Genomic DNA, 18715 nt, shown 5'->3' on the forward strand with positions numbered 1-18715 from the left:
ACCCGGATTGGTTCCTGAAGCCTGGAGAAATCCGCCGACGATCCTACCGAACGGCGCGCCCGGCTCAGGCGCAGGAGCCCGTGCGGGCGAGCGCCTCCTGCGTGAGCACCACGTCGTCGCCCGAGAAGTCCACCGTGGCGATCCCCTCGCGGACCTCGAGGGAGTCCAGGGTCACCGTGTCGGGCACGAGCGCGGCGAGGCAGATCGAGATCCCGTCGGGAGCCACGAGGTCCAGCAGCCGCCGCGCGTCGAGGTCGAACGGTCCCTTGCTCACCCGCGCCGACTGGGGCACGAGGTCGAGCCGTCCGCCCGCGAGCGAGGGGCGGGCCGTGACGGTGTAGTCGAGGTCGACGCCGAGAACGCTGGTCGTGTCCGAGTACTCCACGACCCCGTCCCCGAGGCGTGTGTCACCGAGATAGCCCTGCTGCTCGAGCAGCGCATCCACCGCCCGCTCGCGCAGGACGACGGTGCCGGTCGCGCGATCGACCGGCCGCGTCGGATCGAGCGGAGCGCCCTCCAGGCGGAGGGTGCCGCGCACGGGGATGCCGCCGACGACGAGGTCCTCGGAGGTGAGGCGCACGTCCCGCATCCGCCCACCGAGGTACTGGGGCAGGAGCAGCCCGCCGCCGAGGCGGACCGCAACGTCCCCGGTGACGCCGTCCGGCAGGCTCTCCTCCACGCGCTGCTCGACGTAGTCCTCCGCCACGCCCCTGCCGACAGTCTCGACGAGGAGGACGGCCACAGCGGCGAGCACCAGGAGGAGGACGATCGGCACCGCGAGCCAGGCGAGGCGCCGTCGCGGGGCGCGGGGTTGCTCCCCCGCCGGCATCACATGCGCTCCGGCGCGCCCACCCCGAGAAGGCCCAGGCCGCTGCGCAGGACCTGCCCCACGGCGTCGTTCAGCCAGAGGCGGCTGCGGTGCACGTCCTCGATCGGCGCCTCCCCCAGCGGGATGACGCGGCAGTTGTCGTACCAGCGGTGGTAGGACCCGGCGAGCTCCTCGAGGTACCGGGCGACGCGGTGGGGCTCGCGCAGCTCCGCGGCCTGGGCGACGATGCGCGGGAACTCCTGGAGGACGCCGAGCAGGATCGACTCGGTCTCGTGCTCGAGGGTCGCGGGGTCGAACGCGGTCTGGCCGTCCTCGACCCTGCGCACCCCGGCCGCCTCCGCGTTGCGGTCGACGGCGGAGGTCCGGGCGTGGGCGTACTGCACGTAGTACACCGGGTTGTCGTTCGTGTTCCGCGTGAGGAGATCGAGGTCGACGTCGAGCGTGCTGTCGACCGAGGACCGGACCAGGGCGTAGCGCGCGGCGTCGACGCCGACGGCGTCCACGAGGTCCTCCATCGTCACGACGTTGCCCGCGCGCTTGCTCATCCGCACCGGCTCGCCGTCCTTGACGAGATTCACGAGCTGGCCGATCAGGATCTCGAGGTTGACGTAGGGGGTGTCGCCGAATGCGGCGACCGCGGCCTGGAGGCGACCGATGTAGCCGTGGTGGTCCGCGCCGAGCATGATGATGTTCCGCTCGAAGCCGCGCTCGCGCTTGTTCAGGTAGTACGCGAGGTCGCCGGCGATGTAGGCGGGCTGCCCGTCGCTCTTGATGACGACCCGGTCGCGGTCGTCGCCGAACTCGGTGGTGCGCAGCCAGACCGCCCCGTCGGCGTCGTAGATGTGGCCGAGCTCCCGCAGCCGTGCCACGGCGTGCTCCACCGCGCCGGTCTCGTGCAGCGAGTTCTCGTGGAAGTAGACGTCGAAGTCGACGCCGAAATCGTGCAGCGAGGCCCGGATGTCGCCGAACATCAGCTCGACGCCGACCGCGCGGAACACCTCCTGCGCCTGATCGTGCGGCAGCGCCGTGAGGTCGCCGGGATAGTCGGCGACGACGCGCGCGGCGATGTCGTGGATGTAGGCGCCCGCGTAGCCGTCCTCGGGGGTGGGCTCGCCGAGGAAGCTCGCGAGCAGGCTCCGGCTGAAGCGGTCGATCTGCGCGCCGTGGTCGTTGAAGTAGTACTCGCGGGTGACGTCCGCGCCCTGGGCCTGGAGGATCCGGGCGAGGCTGTCGCCGACCGCGGCCCAGCGCGTGCCGCCGAGGTGGATCGGCCCCGTCGGGTTCGCGGAGACGAACTCGAGGTTCATGCGGGTGCCGGCGAGGGCGGAGCCCCGCCCGTACTCCCCCTGCGCCTCGACGATGGTCCGGACGAGCGCGCCCGCGGCCGCCGTGTCGAGCGTGATGTTGATGAAGCCGGGCCCGGCGACGTCCACGCTGCGGACGCCCTCGACCGCCGCGATGCCGCTCGCGAGCTCCGCGGCGAGCTCGCGCGGGTTCGTGCCGAGCCTCTTCGCGAACCGCATCGCGACGTTGCTCGCCCAGTCGCCGTGCTCCCGGTTGCGGGGCCGCTCGAGGGCGACATCGGCGGCCGTCGGGGCGACGTCGGCGACACCGCGCCGCTGCGCCGCATCCGTGATGAGGCGGGCGACGGTTTCGGCGAGGGCGGCGGGAGTCACGGCGATCAAGCCTACGCGCGGCCCGCGGCGCCCGTGCCGCCCGCCCGGGACACGCTCCCGGTGCTGGTCCGGGAGGCGCAGGACCGTTGCTAGCCTTCTGCGGGATGCCGCAGGAGGACCGCCTGTCGGCGGCCGCGTCCGGGCACGCAGAGGGGATCGACAGTGGCGGGACGCGTGTTCGCGGCGGCGGTGCTGGGCATGCTGGTGCTGGCGGGGTGCACATCGAACCCGGTCGCGCCCGTCGAGCAGCCCACGGGGACCGTCGCCCCTGCTCCGTCCGCGACGGCGACGTCGCCCGCCGGGGAGCCGTCGCCGACCCCGACCGGGCCCACCACGGTCCCCGTCACCCAGACCTGCGACGAGCTCCTCCCGGCTCAGGCGCTGTTCGACTTCAACCCGAACTACGCGCTCGATCCCGACTACGCTCCCGAGCCGGACTCGATCCCCGCGCTGATGGTCTCGTACGAGGGTGCCGCCTGCGGCTGGATCAACCTGTCGAGCGGCGACACCATCGAGGTCGCCGTCGCCCACCTGGGCACGGGCGACATCGAGAAGGTGCAGAACGAGCTCGTCCTCACCACGCCCTCCGTGCCCACCTATGGCGGGGTCGACTACTTCGAGTACGCCGACGGGGTCGGGACGGCCACCGTCTTCAAGGACGACTTCTGGATCGTGCTGAGCTCCGTCGAGTTCTTCGAGCCGGGCGACGCGGTGACCCTGGTGGACGCCGTCAAGACCGCGCTGGGCTGATCGGCTCCTGAGCCCGGGAGCCGGCGGCTCCTGAACCGGCGCGAGCCGCCGGGAATACCGGCCCGCACGGTCCCGGTTGGCGCCTCCATGACGGTCTCGGGAATCTCCACCATCGGTCTCATCGGCTCCGGCCACATCGGCTCCCAGCTCGCGCGGCTCGCGGTCGAGCGGGGGTACGACGTCGTGCTCAGCAACTCCCGGGGACCGGAGACCCTGCAGGACCTGGTCGCCGAGCTCGGCGAGCACGCCCGCGCGGCCACGCCCGAGGAGGCCGGCGCAGCCGGAGACATCGTCGTGGTGACGGTCCCCCTGCACGCCTACCGGGACGTTCCCGTCGCCCCGCTCGCGGGCAAGGTCGTGATCGACACGAACAACTACTACCCGGCCCGCGACGGCCACATCGCGGAGCTCGACGACGAGTCGACGACGACCTCGGAGCTCCTGCAGACCCATCTGCCGGAGTCCCGCGTCGTGAAGGCGTTCAACCACATCCGCGCCGCCGAGCTGACGACCGACGGGGCTCCCGCCGGCACTTCCGCCCGCCGCGCCCTCGTGATCGCGGGCGACGACCCCGAGGCCCGGGCGACCGTCGCGGCGCTCATCGACGAGCTCGGGTTCGACGTCGTCGACCTCGGTCCGCTCGCCGAGGGATGGCGCATCCAGCGCGACACGCCGGGCTACGTGAAGCGGGTCGGCGCGGACGAGCTGCGTGCTTTCCTCGCCTCGGCGAAGCGCTACCGCGACATGTGAGCGGGCCGTCGGGTCGGCGACCCCGCCGGCCGGATGCTAGCCTTGATCGTCCCTTCAGCCCCCATAGCTCAGGGGATAGAGCACTGCCCTCCGGAGGCAGGGGCGCAAGTTCGAATCTTGCTGGGGGCGCCACAGCGAAGAAGGCCCGGCAGTGCCGGGCCTTCTTCCGTTCCCCCTCGCCTGCCGGGGCCTCACCTGCCGGCGCAGACCACCCCGGTGCACTGCGGCTCGATCCCGTTCCCGTACGCGACGTTCCCGCCGAGGTCCGTCGCTCGCGGCGCGTAGATCCCGTAGCCGCTGTTGCGGATCGCCGTCGTCTCCTTCAGCTCCGACGGGATCTCGAGGAGGACGGCGTCACCGTTGCGGGCGAAGTAGTTGCCGTCCAGACGGGCGATGGGGATGAAGATGTGGAAATCGTCCTCGTGGTACGGGCCGGACTTCAGGGCGGTGCCGTTCTGGGTGAACTCGTTGCCCGTCAGGGTCACGTTGTCCTCGGTGTAGATACCGATCGTGTTCTTCGTGAAGACGTTCCCGACGATGTCGTAGCCGCTGCCCGTGAACGTCGTCGCGTGCAGCGCCGTTCCGTTGCCGGCGAAGCGGTTGCCCTCGATCGTGCCGCCGGTCCACCAGCCCCGGATCGCCGTGTCGTTCCCCTCGAAGGTGCTGGTGTAGATGTCGAAGGACCCCTCGCTCGCCCCGACGGCCGACCCGTTGCCGGAGAAGCGGGAGTCGCGGATTCCCATGTAGCCGCCGCCGGACAGGGACATCCCCTCCGTGTTGTTCCGGAAGACGCTGCTGTCCACCGACACGATGCCGAACAGCCCGCTCATCGCGACGGCGTTGTCCTCGAACCGCGAGTCGACGATGTCTCCGCCGGCGCCGATGAAGGTGTAGGCGGTCCCGTTGCCGGTGAAAGCGACCCCGGACACGTTCGTCCTGCCACCCGTCCCGAAGTTCGACGCGCCGACCCCCCAGCCGGAGATGCGGCCGTCGACGACGTGCACATCGGCGGGCGAGTCGACGGTGATCGCCACCGTGCCGCCATCCGCTCCCGCGAGCGTCTTGCCGTTCAGGTCGAGGACGGCCCCGGCCGTGACGGTGACGCCCTCGGTGCACGTGAGGTTCCGCGCGAGGTACGCGTCGGAGGCGATCGTGGCGCCGCAGGTGATCTCCACACCTGCGGGCGGCGCGGCCTGGGCGGGCGAGGCGCTGAGAGCGCCGGTGAGGACGAGGGCAGCCGTGACGGCTGCGGCAGCTGACGTGCGCACGCGGATCCGATCTCGAGTAGCTGGGCCGTCCGGGATGACGGCTCTCCGGGTTGCGCAAGTGTTACGCCGGCAGACCGCCCTGTCTACCGACCTTGGTCACGTCGGGAGGGGAATCGCGGGGTTCGCGGGGGCGCCCCGCAACCTGTCCCCCTTCGTGGGCGGCCGTGCTTCCGGAGCCGGGCGCCGGGGAGTACGGTGCGCGCCAGGCCAGAGCCGCGGCGAGAACTGCCGAGGCAACGTGGAGTTCGAGGAAGTAGGCGACAACGAAAGCGGGAGGGGAGCTCCGCGTCGAGCTCCCCTCCCGCTTCTCCGCATCCGTCAGCTCAGGCGCCTCGTCACGCAGTAGATGACGTGGCTGATGTCCTTGCCGTTGGTCGGTGAGTACGTCCCCAGCTCCGCGGGCCATTCGAACGGCTCGCTTCCCGTCCCGGCCTTGAACACCAGGAGCGAGTACTGCTGACCGGAGGGGAGGTCCGGGAGCGTGTAGGACGCGACCCCGTCGGGCAGCTCGATCTTGTAACAGGTGTCCGCCACGGCCGTGTAGGCCTCCCAGTAGGAGGTCTTGTTCTGGTCCGTGTCCACAGCGGCGTGGGCCGGAGCTGCGGCGCCGACGGCAGCGGCGGCGCCGACGGCGAGGGCGGCGAGCGTCTTCTTCATGTTCTCTCCAATCGGGTGAGGAGAACCCGCGGGACGCGGAGGACAGCACGGGTCGGCGCCTCGGGAAGGGACGCGTATCGAGCTGCGAAGCACCCGTCGGGTTCGGGTTTCGTGCTCACCATAGCCCCGGACAGCCGTCACCAGTAGGGCCTCTTTCGAGGATCGGGAAACTCGATCGCCGCGCGTTTCCTGAGGGAGGGGAGTCCGACTCCCCTCCCCCTCCAGCCTCAGCTGACGCGCTTGGTCACGCAGTAGATGACGTGGCTGATGTCCTTGCCGTTGCTGGGCGAGTATGCGGTGAGCTTGCGGGGTCGCGTGCTGATGATCTCGCTTCCCGTTCCCGCCTTGAGCACGAGGAGCGAGTACATCTGGCGTGAGGGGATGTCCGGAAGGGAGAAGGACGCGACTCCGTCGCCGAGCTCCACCTTGTAGCAGGTGTCCGGCACGTACGCCGTGTAGGCCTCCCAGTACGACGTCTTGTTCTGGGCCGGGTTGGCTGCAGCGTGCGCCGGGACGGCAGTCCCGGCGACGAGTGCGGCGCCGACTGCGAAGGCGGCGAGCATCTTCTTCATCTTTCGTCTCCGTTCGGGTGTGGAGAACCCGCGGAGGCACAGCAGGGCAGCCGGCGAGCGTCAGGGTGATGGCTCCCCGGAGTGCAGCACCCGTCGGGTTCGGGTATCGCGCCCAGACTCTCCTAGAAGAATGGATCCCCGAAACGCCTCGTTCGGGGGCTACCGTGTCGGTACCGACTTGCGGGCTGGATCATGACGGACAAGAGACGACGCAGCGACTCCCGCCTCGCCGCCGCGCGATACCAGGTGGAGCGCGCGGCGGGAGCGGACGCCGCCGGATCCGAGGAGGACACCTCGGCGGTGGGCCGCCCCACGATGGACCAGCGGGCGCAGTACGTCGAGATCGCCATCCAGCAGGCGATGCGGCGCGGCGACTTCGACGACCTGCCGGGCGCGGGGCGGCCGATCCCGGGGCTCGATCGGGCGCATGACCCGGACTGGTGGATCCGCCGGAAGATCGAGCGGGAGGGCCTGACCGGCCTCGGTCCGCCGGCGCTCACCCTGCGCAAGGAGGACGCGGAGCTCGAGGCGCGGATCGACGCCCTGACGGTCGAGGCCCAGGTCCGCGAGCTGCTCGAGGACTTCAATCGGCGCGTCGTCGAGGCGCGCCGGCAGCTGCTCGGCGGCCCCCCCGTCGTCACTCCTCTGCGGGACGTCGACGAGGAGATCCGCCTGTGGCACGAGCGCCGGGCGGCCCGGCTGCGCGCCCTCCAGCAGGAGCGGGAGCGCGAGGCGGCCGCGCTCGCCGCGATGACCTGGAGGGAGCGCCGCCGCGCCAAGCGGCGGCGGTGACGCGAGGATCCGTCACGACAGGGCACACGCCCGGGTCCCGGCGACGCCCTCTCGAGGGGAGGAGTGTTGCGCGGATCAGGAGATTCCCTCCGACACGCCGCCGCCGGTCCTGAACCGCGCGCGGAACGGCCCGAATGTCCTGATCCGCGCAATCGACGGCGCACGAGGGTCAGCCGATCGGAGGACGGATCCCGGTCGAGGCGGCGTCCCCGCCTCCCGGGCGGCGCGGCGGCAAACCGATAGGGTCGACGGCGTCGAAGGCTGTGCGAGGGCGGGCGCCGGAGACGGCGTCAGCTTCGCGCGTAGGCGAGAAGGACCGTCGTGAGGACCACGGCGAACACGATCAGGAACGCGAACAGCCAGCGCGGCGCGCCTGCGTGCTCGACCCGGAGCCACTGGGCGACCGATGTGAGAGTCCTGCGCACGCGAAGAAGGTTAACTGCGCGAAGTTTCAGGAAGATGACGGGTCCGTCCCCAGTTCGGGGCGGCGCGGAAGGAGAACCGGTGACAGTGCTCGGACGGATCGGAGCGGCGGCAGCCGCAGTCGGGATCGGCACCGCCCTGGCGCTGGCATCCCCTCTCGCCGCAGCCGCGCACGTCTCGGTCAACCCCGCCGAGGCGGAGCCCGGCGGCTACTCGCAGCTGACCTTCCGGGTGCCCAACGAGAGCGACACGGCCGGCACGGTCCGCCTCGAGGTGACCCTGCCCGAGGACACGCCGTTCGCCTCGGTCTCCTATCAGCCCGTGGCGGGATGGACGACGACCGTCACGACCACTCCCCTGGCGGAGCCGGTCGAGGTCGCCGGCAACGAGCTCAGCGAAGCCGTCACGAGCATCGTGTGGGAGGCGCAGCCGGGAGTCCAGATCGCGCCCGGCCAGTTCCAGGTGTTCCCGATCAGCGTCGGCCCGGTGCCCGAGGTCGGCAGCATCGCGCTTCCCGCGGTGCAGACCTACTCGGACGGCACGGTCGCCGAGTGGACCGGTGCGCCCGACGCCGAGTACCCCGCCCCGGTCCTGTACGTCGAGGACGCGCCGGTCGACGCCCACGGCCACGGCGAGGAGGAGCCCGAAGCGGACCCGGAGGCGACCTCGTCCGTCGGGACCGCGGCTCCGGACCCCGTCGCCCGCGGGGTCGCGATCGCCGGCCTCGGCCTGGGCGCGCTCGCGCTGGTCCTCGCGACCTTCGCCCTCCTGCGCCGCCGCTCCGCGCCGCGCTCCTAGCTCCCGGAGACCCGCGCGGACCGGCTCGTGGGCTAGCCTGCGGGAGTGAGGTTCGTGGTGGTCCCCCAGTGGCAGGGATCCGGGTCGAGCCGGGCGATGCGGTTGAGCGAGGGGGCGATCGCCATCCAGGGCGATCTGCCCGCGAGCAGCACGACGGTCGTCGACGTCCCGCTCGGCGCGGGTGAGCCGCTCGGCACGGGCGTCGCCCGCTTCAGCTCGCTCCGCATCGTCCGGGACCGGCTCGCGGAGGCGCTCGCGGGCAGCAGCGAGCCGGCGATCGTGATCGGCGGGGACTGCGGCGTGGAGCTCGCCGCCGTCGAGCACGTGGTGCGCCGCGACGGCTCCGCTCCCGCCCTCGTGTGGCTCGACGCGCATCCGGATCTCGGCGCCGTCGACGGCGCCCGGCCGCGCGCCTTCGGCGGCACCGTCGCCCGCGCGATCCTCGGCGATGGGGCGGACGGGCTCACCGCCGATCCGCCCCTGCCCGCACAGCACCTCGTACTCGCGGGGGTCCGGTCGATCGACGACGACGAGCGGGAGCTCATCGAGGAGCAGGGCATCCGCACGATCCCCGTGCAGGAGCTCGGGGGCGGCGCTCTCGCGGAGGCCGTGGCGGCGACCGGCGCGCGGTCGGTGTACGTCCACATCGACCTCGACGTGCTCGACCCGGGCGTCCTCGCGAGCGTCGCGGATCCGCAGCCGTTCGGGGTCGGGCTGGCCGAGCTCGTCGCGGAGCTCCGCGCCCTGGTCACTCGGTTCCCGCTCGCCGGGGCCGGCATCGCGATGTTCTCGCCGGAGGGCCCCGACAGCGCCGGTGAGGACCTGCCGACGATCCTCCGCGTGCTGTCCGCGCTCACCGCCGCCTGAGGGGACCACGATGGCCGACGACAACGCACCCCGGGTCCTCATGGAGCGGGTGGGCGACGTCCTCACCATCACCCTGAACCGCCCCGACAAGCGGAACGCCGCGGATCTGCGGATGCTCCAGGAGCTGTCGCTCGCGTACGGCGAGTTCGCGCGGGACGACGCACTGAGGGTCGCCGTCGTCGCTGCGGCGGGCGACCACTTCACCGGCGGGCTCGACCTCCTCGACATCGGACCGCGGCTCGGCGCCTGGCTCGACCTCGTGCCGGAGGGCGGCATCGATCCGTGGCAGCTGACGGGACCCGTGCTCGACAAGCCGGTCATCGTCGCCGTGCAGGGCACCTGCCTGACGCTCGGGATCGAGCTCATGCTCGCGGCCGACATCGCGGTCGCCGCGGACTCCGCCCGTTTCGCGCAGCTCGAGGTCAGCCGCGCGATCCTGCCCTTCGGCGGGGCGACGCTCCGCTTCCCGCAGGTCGCGGGCTGGGGCGACGCGATGCGGTGGATGCTCACGGGCGAGGTCTTCGACGCCGAGGAGGCCCGGCGGATGGGCCTCGTCCAGGAGATCGTGCCCCACGGCCGCCAGCTGACCCGGGCGATCGAGCTCGCCGAGCGGATCGCGGCCCAGGCGCCACTCGCCGTGCGCGCGACGCTCGCCAATGCGAAGGTGGCTCGCCGCGAGGGTCCCGCCCACGCCATCGCGCGCCTTCCCGGTGAGCTCGCGCGTCTGGCGGCCACGGAGGACGCCCGCACGGCGATGACCGCCTTCCTCAGCCGCACGCCTCCGAACTACCGAGGACGCTGAGCCGGAGGAGGACACGTGACGCGGACGTACGACCTCATCGTGCTGGGGGCGGGACCCGTCGGAGAGAACGTGGCGGACTACGCGTCGAAACGGGGCCTGTCGGCGGTGGCGGTCGAGGTGGAGCTCGTCGGCGGCGAGTGCTCCTACTGGGCGTGCATCCCCTCGAAGGCGATCCTGCGCCCCGGTCTCGTGCTCGACGCCGCTCGCCGTGTCGAGGGCGCGAAGGCCGCCGTGACCGGACGGCTCGACGCGGAGGCCGTGCTGCGGCGCCGCGACTCGTTCGTCCACGACTGGGACGACTCCAGCCACGTGCACTGGATGTCGGACGCGGGCATCGACCTCCTCCGCGGCCGCGCGCGCATCACGGGCCGGCGCACCGTGACGGTCACACCGGAGGTCGGCGAGCCGATCGAGCTCACTGCTAGGTTCGCCGTCGCCGTGTGCACCGGCAGCGCCGCGATGCTCCCCGACGTGCCGGGACTGGCGGAGGCGGAGCCGTGGACCAGCCGGAACTCCACCGAGGTGAAGACCGTGCCGGCCTCGCTCGCCATCCTCGGCGGCGGGGTCGTGGCGGCCGAGATGGCGACCGCCTTTCTCGCCCTCGGCAGCCGCGTCACCGTCGTCGCGCGAGGTGGACTCCTCGGCCGCATGGAGCCCTTCGCCGGCGAGCTCGTCGCGGAGCAGCTCGAGCGGTCGGGTGCGACCCTGCGGCTCGGCGTCCGGCCCACGGCCGCCCGCCGGACCGCGGACGGCGTGAGCCTCGAGCTCGACGACGGCAGCGCCGTCACGGCGGAGGAGCTCCTCGTCGCGACGGGACGCCGGCCGCGCACCGACGATCTGGGCCTCGCGACCGTCGGGCTCGAGGACGGCGACTGGCTGAACGTCGACGACACGATGCTCGTCCGCGCGGACACGAACGACGGCGATCCCTGGCTCTATGCGGTCGGCGACGTCAACCACCGGGCGCTGCTCACCCACCAGGGGAAGTACCAGGCGCGCGCGGCCGGCGAGGCCATCGCCGCGCGGGCGCAGGGGCGCGCGCTCGACGACGGCCGCTGGGGCCTGCACGTCGCGAGCGCCGACTCCGGCGCGGTGCCGCAGGTCACCTTCTCGGACCCCGAGGTCGCCTCCGTCGGGCTCACCGAGAAGGCGGCCCGGGACGCGGGCCTCGACGTCCGCGTCGTCGACTACGACATCGCCGCCGTGGCGGGGGCCTCGCTGCTCTCCGACGAGTACACGGGCCGCGCCCGGCTCGTCATCGACCCGGCCCGGGACGTCCTGCTCGGGGCGACCTTCGTGGGCCAGGACGTGGCCGAGCTGCTGCACTCGGCCACCGTCGCGCTCGTGGGCGAGGTGCCGCTGCGCCGCCTGTGGCACGCCGTCCCCTCCTTTCCCACCACCAGCGAGGTGTGGCTGCGCCTCCTCGAGACCTATGGAAGGCCGGACGCATGAGCGATCGACCGCCCCGCCGCCGGCTCCTGCGCGAGTTCGGCTTCCTCTACGCGACCGTCGTCGCGCTCGCCTTCGGCCTCCCGCTCAGCACCGGCCGCGTGCGCAAGGACGGGGACCTCATCATCCTCACGGGACTCCCGCGGTGGGCGTTCCGCCGCGGCGGCACGACGGTCGGGCGGGTCTATCTGACGCACGACAACGTCGGGGAGGCGGTGATCCGGCACGAGAAGGTGCACGTGGAGCAGTGGCGCCGGCTCGGCCTCTGGATGCCGATCCTCTACTGGCTGGCGGGCACGGACCCGCTGAAGAACCGCTTCGAGATCGAGGCGGGCCTCGAGGACGGCGGCTACCTCCCGCGGCGCGGCGTCCGCCGATGAGGACCCTGCCGCCGCCCGGGGAGGCCTCCGGGCTCGTGGCGGTCGTCACCGGGGGCAGCTCGGGCATCGGCGCCGCCGCCGCCCGCGCTCTCACCACGCTCGGCGCGGAGGTCGCCCTCGTCGGGCGCAACGAGGAGCGGACGCGGAGGACGGCCGTGGCCCTCGGGGCGGAGCCCTTCGTCGCTGACTTCGGCCGCCTGTCGGACGTGCGGGCGCTCGCGGCGCGGCTGCTCGAGCGGTATCCGCGCATCCATGTCCTGGCCAACAACGCGGGCGGCATCCTTCCCCGGCGGGAGCGGACGGAGGACGGCAACGAGCGGACCCTGCAGGAGTCGGTGCTCGCCGGGTTCCTGCTCACCTCCCTGCTGCTGCCGCGGCTTCGCGAGACAGCGGCGGCGGCGCCCGAGCTGGTCCGCGTCGTCGCGACCTCGAGCCTCGGCAACGTCGCGGGCCGCATCCGGCTGGACGACCTGGACCGGTCGTCGGGTCCCTGGCTCGGCGGATGGCCCGCCTACTGCACGGCGAAGCTCGCGAACATCGTCCTCACGAGGGAGCTGGCCCGGCGACTCGACGGGTCGGGTGTCCGCGCCCACGCCTTCCATCCGGGCCTCGTCCGCACGCGCTTCGTGCGCGGGATCCCGCTTCTCGCGCGGGCCGCCGAGGTGACCGGCAGCAGCCTCGCGATCAGCCCGGAGGAGGGGGCGGATCCGCTCGTCCGCCTCGCGACCGCGCCCGAGCTCGGCGTCCCGAGCGGCACCTACTTCTCGCGGCTGCGGGCGAACGGTCTCACGTCCCCGCAGGCGGACGACCCGGACCTGGCCCGGCGCCTGTGGGAGGCGGCGGAGGAGAGGGTCGGTCAGTCGCCCTCGGCGCGGCCTTCGCGCCAGTAGCCCATGAATGCGACCTGGCGGCGGTCGAGGCCGCAGTCGCGGACGAGGAAGCGGCGCAGCGTCTTGATGACGGCGGCCTCGCCGGCGAGCCAGGCGTAGAGCGCGGCGGCGGGAGGATCGCTCGGCGTCTCCCACAGGAGGGCCGAGTCGACGTCGATCTCGGCGAGGTCCTGCTCGGCGGCGGCACTCTCGAGCGCGGCGAGGTGGTCGATGATCCACTCGCGGACCGCGGGATCCAGGGCGGTGCCGACGGCGGCGCCGTTCCGCGGCAGCCAGACGACGTCGACGTTCGGCGAGACCTCCAGCCGCAGCGCGTCGGCGGCCGTCGGGACCTCGAGGAGCGCGGTCGCGGGCGTACCGTCCGGCAGCGACTCGAGGATCGCGGAGATCGCCGGAACCGCCGTCTCGTCGCCGGCGAGGAAGAGACTCGTCGCGGCGCCGGGCGTCCACGCGATGCCCGCGCTCGGATCCTCGCCCTCGGCATCCGGGCCGACGAGGACCAGCTCGTCGCCGGCCACCGCGCGCCGCACCCACGCGGACGCGGGACCGAGGTCGCCGTGCGCGGCGAAGTCGATGTCCACCTCGGCGAGGGACGGGCGCACCGCGCGCACCGTGTAGGTGCGCAGCGGGTTCCGGAGGTCGTCCGGCAGGTCCCTCCAGCGGAGGTACCAGCCGCCGGTCTCCAGTACCTCGGGGTCGTCGACGCCGAGGTGGTCGTACCCGAGCCCCGGAAGCGGGAGCAGCAGCTTTACGCGCTGGTCGAGCCCGGCGGTGCCGAAGGTCACGAGGTCCGGCCCGGTGAAGGTCACCCGGGAGAAGGACGGCGAGAGCCGCTCGATCCTCCGCACGCTCACCCGATACGGGCGGTACGACGGGCGGGGCCGCACCGGGGCGAGCGAAGTAAGCATTGCCTAACCTTACCTCGGGCGGCGACGACGACGCCAGGCTCACCCTCGGAGCGGACGCCTCACCACTGCGGCGGGTGCCGGCGCTCCCACCGGAACCGCCGCTCGAGCTGGCGCCCGATCGAGACGAGCACCGCCTCCCCGCCGGGCCGCCCGATCAGCTGCACGCCCATCGGCAGCCCCTCCGCGCTCGCGGAGACCGGCAGCACGATCGCGGGCAGCCCGGTCGCGTTCGCGAACGACGTGTACGGGGTGTACTGCACCTGCTGCTCGAAGTTCCGCTCACCGTCGTCGGCGTCCCACCAGCCGAGCGGGCGCGGCGGGAGGGCGAGCGCCGGCGTGAGGAGGACGTCGAGGCGCGCGTCGCGGAACACCCGCCCGATCAGGGCGCGCTCGTAGCGGGAGAGGGCGGCCAGGGCGCCGACGAGATCCGCCGCGCTCAGGCGCCGTCCCGCCTCGACGAGCCAGGCGGTCAGCGGCTCGACGAGGCTCAGCGACCCCGGCGGCAGCGGGAGCGCGGCGGCCCCCGCCTGCCAGACGGCGCGGAACGCGCCCGGGTACTCCCGCGAGTCCGGCAGCGTGGCCTCCTCGATGCCGTGGCCGAGCTCGGCGAGCGCGTCGCGGGCGACGGCGAGCGCGTCGGCGGCCTCCGGCGACACGGTCACCTCGACCGCGTCGTCCCAGGGACTCCGCATCGTGACGCCCACGGTGAAGCGTCCCTCCCCGCGCACCGCCGCTCCGAGCAGACGCCCCGGGTCGGGGGCGCGGAGCGTCATCGGGTAGTCGGGGACCTCTCCCCTGCGCACGATCATCGCGTCGAGCAGCATCGCGGCGTCGGGGACCGAGCGGGCGATCGGTCCCGGCACGACGAGCCCCGCGAGGCTGTCGGCCACCGCCGCGGCGGGCACCAGCCCTCGGGAGGGCTTGATGCCGACGAGCCCCGTGGCCGCGGCCGGGATGCGGACGGACCCGCCGCCGTCGCTGCCGGGGGCGAAGGGCAGCAGGCCCGCCGCCACCGCGGCCGCGGCCCCGCCGCTGGAGCCTCCCGCGCCGCGGGTCGTGTCGTAGGGGTTCCGTGCGGGAGGCCGGCCCGACGGCTCGGTGTACGACGGGAAGCCGAACTCGGGCGCCGTCGTCGCGCCGACGCTGACCGCGCCCGCGGCGTCGAGCACCCGAACGATCTCGTCCGACTCCTCGGCGATGACCTCGGCGAACACCCGGGATCCGGAAGTCGCGGGCGCTCCCGCCCGGCGGGACAGCTCCTTCTCCGCGTAGGGCAGGCCCCAGAGCTCCACCGAGCGCGGACGGCGTTCGACCTCACGGGCACGATCGAGAGCGGCGTCCCCGTCCACCCTCGACAGCGCCCCGAGCTCGGGGTTGAGCCGCTCGATCCGGCGGAGGTAGTGCTCGGCGAGCTCGCCCGGTGTGACGTCGCCCCGCTGCAGCCAGTCCCACTGCTCCTGGGCGCTCAGGTGGTGCAGCTCGAACACGCTACTTGAGGCTCTTCTGCAGCAGGACGGTGCCGAGCCAGCGCTCGAACTTGAAGCCCACGCGGCCCATCCGCCCGATCTCGCGGAAGCCGAACGACTCGTGCAGCGCGATCGAGGACTCGGCGCCCTTGTCCGCGATCACCGCGAGGATCTCCTTCAGCCCGGCCTCCTTCGACCGGTCGATGAGCGCGGCGAGCAGCGCACGGCCGAGCCCCTTCCCGGTGGCGGCCGGCCGCAGGTAGATCGAGTTCTCGACGGTGTAGCGGTAGGCCCGCTTCTGCTTCCACGGCGTCACCAGCGCGTAGCCGAGCACCTGCTGATTCGGCGAGACGGCGACGAGGAACGGCATCTTGAGCTTCGTCAGGTACGCGTACTTCGCACGCCACTCCCGCAGCGACATCGTGTCCTCGTCGAAGGTGACGACGCTGTTGGTGACGTAGTAGTTGTAGATCTCACGGATGTCGGGCAGGTCGCGCGGCGTCGCATCGCGGATCTCGAAGGTGAAGGCCGGCTCCGGGGGCGGCTGCTTGCGCAGGTGCCGGGGCAGGACCCGCTTCACCTCGTATTCCTCTTCGAGCACGTGCGCTCCTTCCTCCGCTCCAAACTAGCGGGCGGGCTCGACCCGCCAGTCGACGGGCTCCGCTCCCTGAGCGGCCAGCGCGGCGTTGACGCGGCTGAAGGGCCGGGAGCCGAAGAAGCCGCCGGAGGCCGACAGGGGGCTCGGATGGACGGACTCGATCACCGGGACCCCGTCGAGCAGCGGCCGCAGCGTCTGCGCGTGGCGGCCCCACAGGACGGCCACGAGCGGGCCGCCGCGCTCGACGAGGCGCTGGATGGCGAGCGAGGTGACCGCCTCCCATCCGATCCCGCGGTGCGATCCCGGCGTGCCCGGCCGGACCGTGAGGACCCGGTTGAGCAGCAGAACCCCCGACCGCGTCCATGCCGAGAGGTCGCCGTGCTCGGCGACCGGGACGCCGAGGTCGTCGCGCAGCTCCCGGTAGATGTTGGCGAGGCTGCGCGGGATCGGCCGCACGTGCCGCTCGACTGCGAACGCGAGGCCGATCGGGTGTCCGGGGGTCGGATACGGGTCCTGCCCGACCAGCAGCACCCGGACGTCCGCGAGGGGCGTGCGGAAGGCCCGGAGCACGTCCTTCCCGTCGGGAAGGGACGCCCGCCCGGCCGCGTGCTCGGCCCGCAGGAAGTCGCCGAGCGCGGTCAGCGTGTCCTGTGCCGGCGCGAGCGCGTCGGCCCAGCCGGGGTCGATGTCGCCGTCCGCGGCGAGCTCCGCGAGGGTACGGCGCACGTCTCAGCCGGCGGCGAGGACGTCGACGATCACGCCGCGCTCGTCGGGGGCGACGCGCCAGACGTTGCCCGCCCCCGCGACCCGGACGCCGTTCGACCCGACGATCAGCGCGGTCGACTCGTCGATCGCGATGCCGCCGTCGGTGAGGCCCGCGGACGTGGCGGCGACGAGGCGCGACAGCGTGCCCCACTGCGCGGTGTGGACCTCGACGGTCACGTCGAGCAGGCCGATGCCGTTGACGACGGTGACCTCGTCGAGCTCCTCGCCCGCCTCCTCGGGACTCACCGGGACGCCTCCGATGCGCCAGCCGCCGATGATCGCCCGCTCGGGCGCGATCATCGCGCCGGCCGAGAAGCCCAGGTAGGGGACGCCCTCCTGCACCCGCGTGCGGATCTCCTCGAACAGCGGCGCCAGCGCGTCGAGATACGCGGGCGTGAGGCCGCCGCCGACGAGGATGCCGTCCGCGTCGGCGAGGATGCCCGGCTCGGCCCGGCCGCCCTCGGGGAGCGCGACGACGCGCTCGTCGATCAGCCCGGTGTGCGCCGCCTCGGCGACGAGGGCCGCCGCGTGCTCGAGCTCGTCGCCGTCGCGCACGACGACGACCGCGATCCGCGGGGCTCCCAGCACGCCCTGGTCCTTCGCCCGGCCGGTCGCCTCTTCGACGAAGGCACGGAAGGCCGCACCGGTGCTGTTCTCGGGCCATCCGCCCCCGACGAGGTGCACGCTCACCCGTTCAGGCTAGTGGCGCGCTCTGTAGGACTGGCTCAGCCCTCGGCCGTCACGGGCGGCAGGGCCGACCAGGGGAAGACGATCCAGCGGTCCGTGTTCCGCCAGCAGAAGTCCGGCGCGAGGATCGTGCGCGGCTTCGTGTACAGCGTGACGCTGCGGACGTCCGCCCCGAGGTTCTCGAGCAGCTCGACGGCGAGCTTGAGGGTGCGTCCCGAGTCGGACACGTCGTCGACGAGGAGGACCCGCTTGCCGGCGAGCGAGGCGCCGTCGAGCAGCGGAGGGAGGATCTCGGGCTCGGCGAGCCGCTGATCCACGCCCGTGTAGAACTCGACATTGAGGCTGCCGCAGCTCTTCACGCCGAGCGCGTACGCCACGGCTCCGGCCAGGAGCAGGCCGCCGCGGGCGATCGCGACGACGATCTCCGGCGAGAATCCGGAGTCCGCGATTGAGTGGGCGAGCTGCCGGGACGCGTCCCCGAACTCGAGCCAGCCGAGGACCTCGCGGGGAGGCTGCTCCGCCACCGTCGTGTCCGCGGACGCCTGCTCGATCGACATGCGTTTACGTTAGACCCTCGGGTCGCGGCGCCCGCGACGAGCGCAGGCCGGCAGGATCCGCGCTGACCCACCTGCCACGACCTCCCTCCTCCCACCGATTCCGCCGGAGACCCCGCATGACCGAGACGCTCGACTCCCGACTCGCCGGGCGGCTGCGCCTGAACGCCCTGTCCACGCTTCCCGCCGCGGTCGTCGCGCTGGTCGTGCTCCTGATCCTCGCCGGCGCGCCCGCCGCGCTGCCCCTGCTCGTCGGCGCGGCCGGCTGGATGGTCGCCCTCGTGCTGCGCCAGCCGGTCGCGCTGATCGCCGCCCGGCGTCTGCCCCGGGAGCAGGCGGCGACCGCCGTGGGATGGTTCTCGGGACCGGCGGAGGAGCTCGTGCGCCTGGTCGTCGTGCTGCTGCTCGTCCGCTCCCTCGGCGATGCCCTGTGGGCGGGCTTCGGCTGGGCCGCCATCGAGGTGGTCGTGCTCGCCGCGAACTCGCTCGTCATCGCCGGGATCGTGGGCAGGGACGACCCGAAGTCCCGCGAGGCGCGCGAGCTGCTCGAGGCGCAGGGCATGCTCGTGCCGTCCAACCCGTTCTGGGGCTTCGCGGAGCGGCTCAGCGCGATCGCCCTGCACCTCGGCTTCACGCTCCTGCTGTTCGCCGCGCCCTGGCTCGTCCTGCTCACGATCCCGCTGCACTCGGCCGTCAACATGCTGGCGGTCCGCGGTGCGAAGCGGAGCGTCCCGCTCACCGAGGCGGGCCTCGCGGCGGTCGGCGCCGCCGTGCTCGTCGCGGGGCTCGTGCTCGTCGCCACGCGCTGATGCGACGGTCTGCACCCACCCACGC

General features: G+C 73.0%; 22 protein-coding genes and 1 tRNA gene. 11 read left to right on the forward strand and 12 right to left on the reverse strand.

Annotated features, from left to right (window positions below):
* Nucleotides 1-64: 64 nt before the first annotated feature.
* Nucleotides 65-775 (reverse strand): DUF2993 domain-containing protein, encoded by a 711-nt coding sequence (locus J3P30_RS01005; RefSeq protein ID WP_210479086.1) that lies wholly within the window; start codon nt 773-775, stop codon nt 65-67.
* Between the two features lie 53 nt (nt 776-828).
* The gene (gene argS, locus J3P30_RS01010; protein WP_210479088.1) at nt 829-2505 is read right to left on the reverse strand and encodes an arginine--tRNA ligase; all 1677 of its coding nucleotides are present in this window, start codon (nt 2503-2505) and stop codon (nt 829-831) included.
* A 162-nt stretch (nt 2506-2667) separates the two neighbouring features.
* Between argS and J3P30_RS01015 the strand changes: the two genes are divergently transcribed.
* From J3P30_RS01015 to J3P30_RS01025, 3 genes are all read left to right on the forward strand, one after another.
* Entirely contained in the window at nt 2668-3255 is a 588-nt protein-coding gene (locus J3P30_RS01015; RefSeq protein ID WP_210479091.1) for a hypothetical protein, read from the forward strand.
* Nucleotides 3256-3357: 102 nt separating this feature from the next.
* Nucleotides 3358-4005 carry an NADPH-dependent F420 reductase gene (locus J3P30_RS01020; protein WP_210481797.1) on the forward strand — a complete coding sequence of 216 codons (648 nt, stop codon included), beginning with the start codon at nt 3358-3360 and terminating at the stop codon, nt 4003-4005.
* 57 nt (nt 4006-4062) lie between these two features.
* Nucleotides 4063-4137: transfer RNA gene (locus J3P30_RS01025), tRNA-Arg, on the forward strand.
* A gap of 59 nt (nt 4138-4196) precedes the next feature.
* On the opposite strand, the gene J3P30_RS14985 is transcribed toward J3P30_RS01025, so the two are convergent.
* From J3P30_RS14985 to J3P30_RS01040, 3 genes are all read right to left on the reverse strand, one after another.
* Nucleotides 4197-5273 carry a NosD domain-containing protein gene (locus J3P30_RS14985; protein ID WP_210479094.1) on the reverse strand — a complete coding sequence of 359 codons (1077 nt, stop codon included), beginning with the start codon at nt 5271-5273 and terminating at the stop codon, nt 4197-4199.
* 318 nt (nt 5274-5591) lie between these two features.
* Nucleotides 5592-5930 carry a hypothetical protein gene (locus J3P30_RS01035; protein ID WP_210479096.1) on the reverse strand — a complete coding sequence of 113 codons (339 nt, stop codon included), beginning with the start codon at nt 5928-5930 and terminating at the stop codon, nt 5592-5594.
* A 227-nt stretch (nt 5931-6157) separates the two neighbouring features.
* Nucleotides 6158-6502 carry a hypothetical protein gene (locus J3P30_RS01040; RefSeq protein ID WP_210479098.1) on the reverse strand — a complete coding sequence of 115 codons (345 nt, stop codon included), beginning with the start codon at nt 6500-6502 and terminating at the stop codon, nt 6158-6160.
* A gap of 192 nt (nt 6503-6694) precedes the next feature.
* Between J3P30_RS01040 and J3P30_RS01045 the strand changes: the two genes are divergently transcribed.
* Nucleotides 6695-7294 carry a DUF1992 domain-containing protein gene (locus J3P30_RS01045; RefSeq protein WP_210479101.1) on the forward strand — a complete coding sequence of 200 codons (600 nt, stop codon included), beginning with the start codon at nt 6695-6697 and terminating at the stop codon, nt 7292-7294.
* A 290-nt stretch (nt 7295-7584) separates the two neighbouring features.
* Here the strand turns inward: J3P30_RS01045 and J3P30_RS15315 are convergent, their stop codons facing one another.
* Nucleotides 7585-7719, reverse strand: a complete 135-nt coding sequence (locus J3P30_RS15315; RefSeq protein WP_282593720.1) for a hypothetical protein — start codon at nt 7717-7719, stop codon at nt 7585-7587.
* A gap of 79 nt (nt 7720-7798) precedes the next feature.
* Between J3P30_RS15315 and J3P30_RS01050 the strand changes: the two genes are divergently transcribed.
* From J3P30_RS01050 to J3P30_RS01075, 6 genes are read left to right on the forward strand one after another with little or no spacing between them, the layout of a single operon-like run.
* Nucleotides 7799-8515, forward strand: a complete 717-nt coding sequence (locus J3P30_RS01050; protein WP_307807344.1) for a YcnI family protein — start codon at nt 7799-7801, stop codon at nt 8513-8515.
* A 45-nt stretch (nt 8516-8560) separates the two neighbouring features.
* On the forward strand, nt 8561-9382 hold the full coding sequence (locus J3P30_RS01055) for an arginase family protein (protein WP_307807345.1): 822 nt from the start codon (nt 8561-8563) through the stop codon (nt 9380-9382).
* A 10-nt stretch (nt 9383-9392) separates the two neighbouring features.
* Nucleotides 9393-10184: a crotonase/enoyl-CoA hydratase family protein gene (locus J3P30_RS01060; protein ID WP_210479105.1), complete on the forward strand. Its 792-nt coding sequence runs from the start codon at nt 9393-9395 to the stop codon at nt 10182-10184.
* Nucleotides 10185-10199: 15 nt separating this feature from the next.
* The gene (locus J3P30_RS01065) at nt 10200-11636 is read left to right on the forward strand and encodes an NAD(P)/FAD-dependent oxidoreductase (RefSeq protein WP_210479107.1); all 1437 of its coding nucleotides are present in this window, start codon (nt 10200-10202) and stop codon (nt 11634-11636) included.
* Nucleotides 11633-12013 (forward strand): Fe-S oxidoreductase, encoded by a 381-nt coding sequence (locus tag J3P30_RS01070; protein WP_210479109.1) that lies wholly within the window; start codon nt 11633-11635, stop codon nt 12011-12013. Before J3P30_RS01065 ends, J3P30_RS01070 begins: the two co-directional genes overlap by 4 nt.
* Nucleotides 12010-12903 (forward strand): SDR family NAD(P)-dependent oxidoreductase, encoded by an 894-nt coding sequence (locus tag J3P30_RS01075; protein ID WP_210479111.1) that lies wholly within the window; start codon nt 12010-12012, stop codon nt 12901-12903. The genes J3P30_RS01070 and J3P30_RS01075 overlap by 4 nt, the downstream gene beginning before the upstream one ends.
* On the opposite strand, the gene J3P30_RS01080 is transcribed toward J3P30_RS01075, so the two are convergent.
* The 6 genes from J3P30_RS01080 to J3P30_RS01105 are packed head-to-tail and all read right to left on the reverse strand — an operon-like array spanning nt 12870 to nt 17884.
* Nucleotides 12870-13811, reverse strand: coding sequence for a siderophore-interacting protein (locus J3P30_RS01080; RefSeq protein ID WP_210479112.1), 942 nt, complete (start codon nt 13809-13811; stop codon nt 12870-12872). The genes J3P30_RS01075 and J3P30_RS01080 overlap by 34 nt on opposite strands.
* A gap of 59 nt (nt 13812-13870) precedes the next feature.
* Nucleotides 13871-15298, reverse strand: coding sequence for an amidase (locus tag J3P30_RS01085; RefSeq protein ID WP_210479113.1), 1428 nt, complete (start codon nt 15296-15298; stop codon nt 13871-13873).
* Between the two features lies 1 nt (nt 15299).
* Nucleotides 15300-15878 carry a GNAT family N-acetyltransferase gene (locus J3P30_RS01090; protein WP_210479114.1) on the reverse strand — a complete coding sequence of 193 codons (579 nt, stop codon included), beginning with the start codon at nt 15876-15878 and terminating at the stop codon, nt 15300-15302.
* A gap of 24 nt (nt 15879-15902) precedes the next feature.
* The gene (locus J3P30_RS01095; protein ID WP_210479115.1) at nt 15903-16601 is read right to left on the reverse strand and encodes a uracil-DNA glycosylase; all 699 of its coding nucleotides are present in this window, start codon (nt 16599-16601) and stop codon (nt 15903-15905) included.
* A gap of 3 nt (nt 16602-16604) precedes the next feature.
* Nucleotides 16605-17330, reverse strand: coding sequence for a Type 1 glutamine amidotransferase-like domain-containing protein (locus J3P30_RS14990; protein WP_210479116.1), 726 nt, complete (start codon nt 17328-17330; stop codon nt 16605-16607).
* A gap of 35 nt (nt 17331-17365) precedes the next feature.
* The gene (locus J3P30_RS01105; protein ID WP_210479118.1) at nt 17366-17884 is read right to left on the reverse strand and encodes a phosphoribosyltransferase; all 519 of its coding nucleotides are present in this window, start codon (nt 17882-17884) and stop codon (nt 17366-17368) included.
* A gap of 116 nt (nt 17885-18000) precedes the next feature.
* On the opposite strand from J3P30_RS01105, the gene J3P30_RS01110 reads away from it, so the two are divergent.
* A complete protein-coding gene (locus tag J3P30_RS01110; protein ID WP_210479119.1) occupies nt 18001-18690 on the forward strand; it encodes a hypothetical protein in 690 nt (229 codons plus the stop codon).
* Nucleotides 18691-18715 lie beyond the last annotated feature (25 nt).

The sequence above is a fragment of the Naasia sp. SYSU D00948 genome (genome assembly GCF_017916515.1).
GTDB lineage: Bacteria > Actinomycetota > Actinomycetes > Actinomycetales > Microbacteriaceae > Naasia.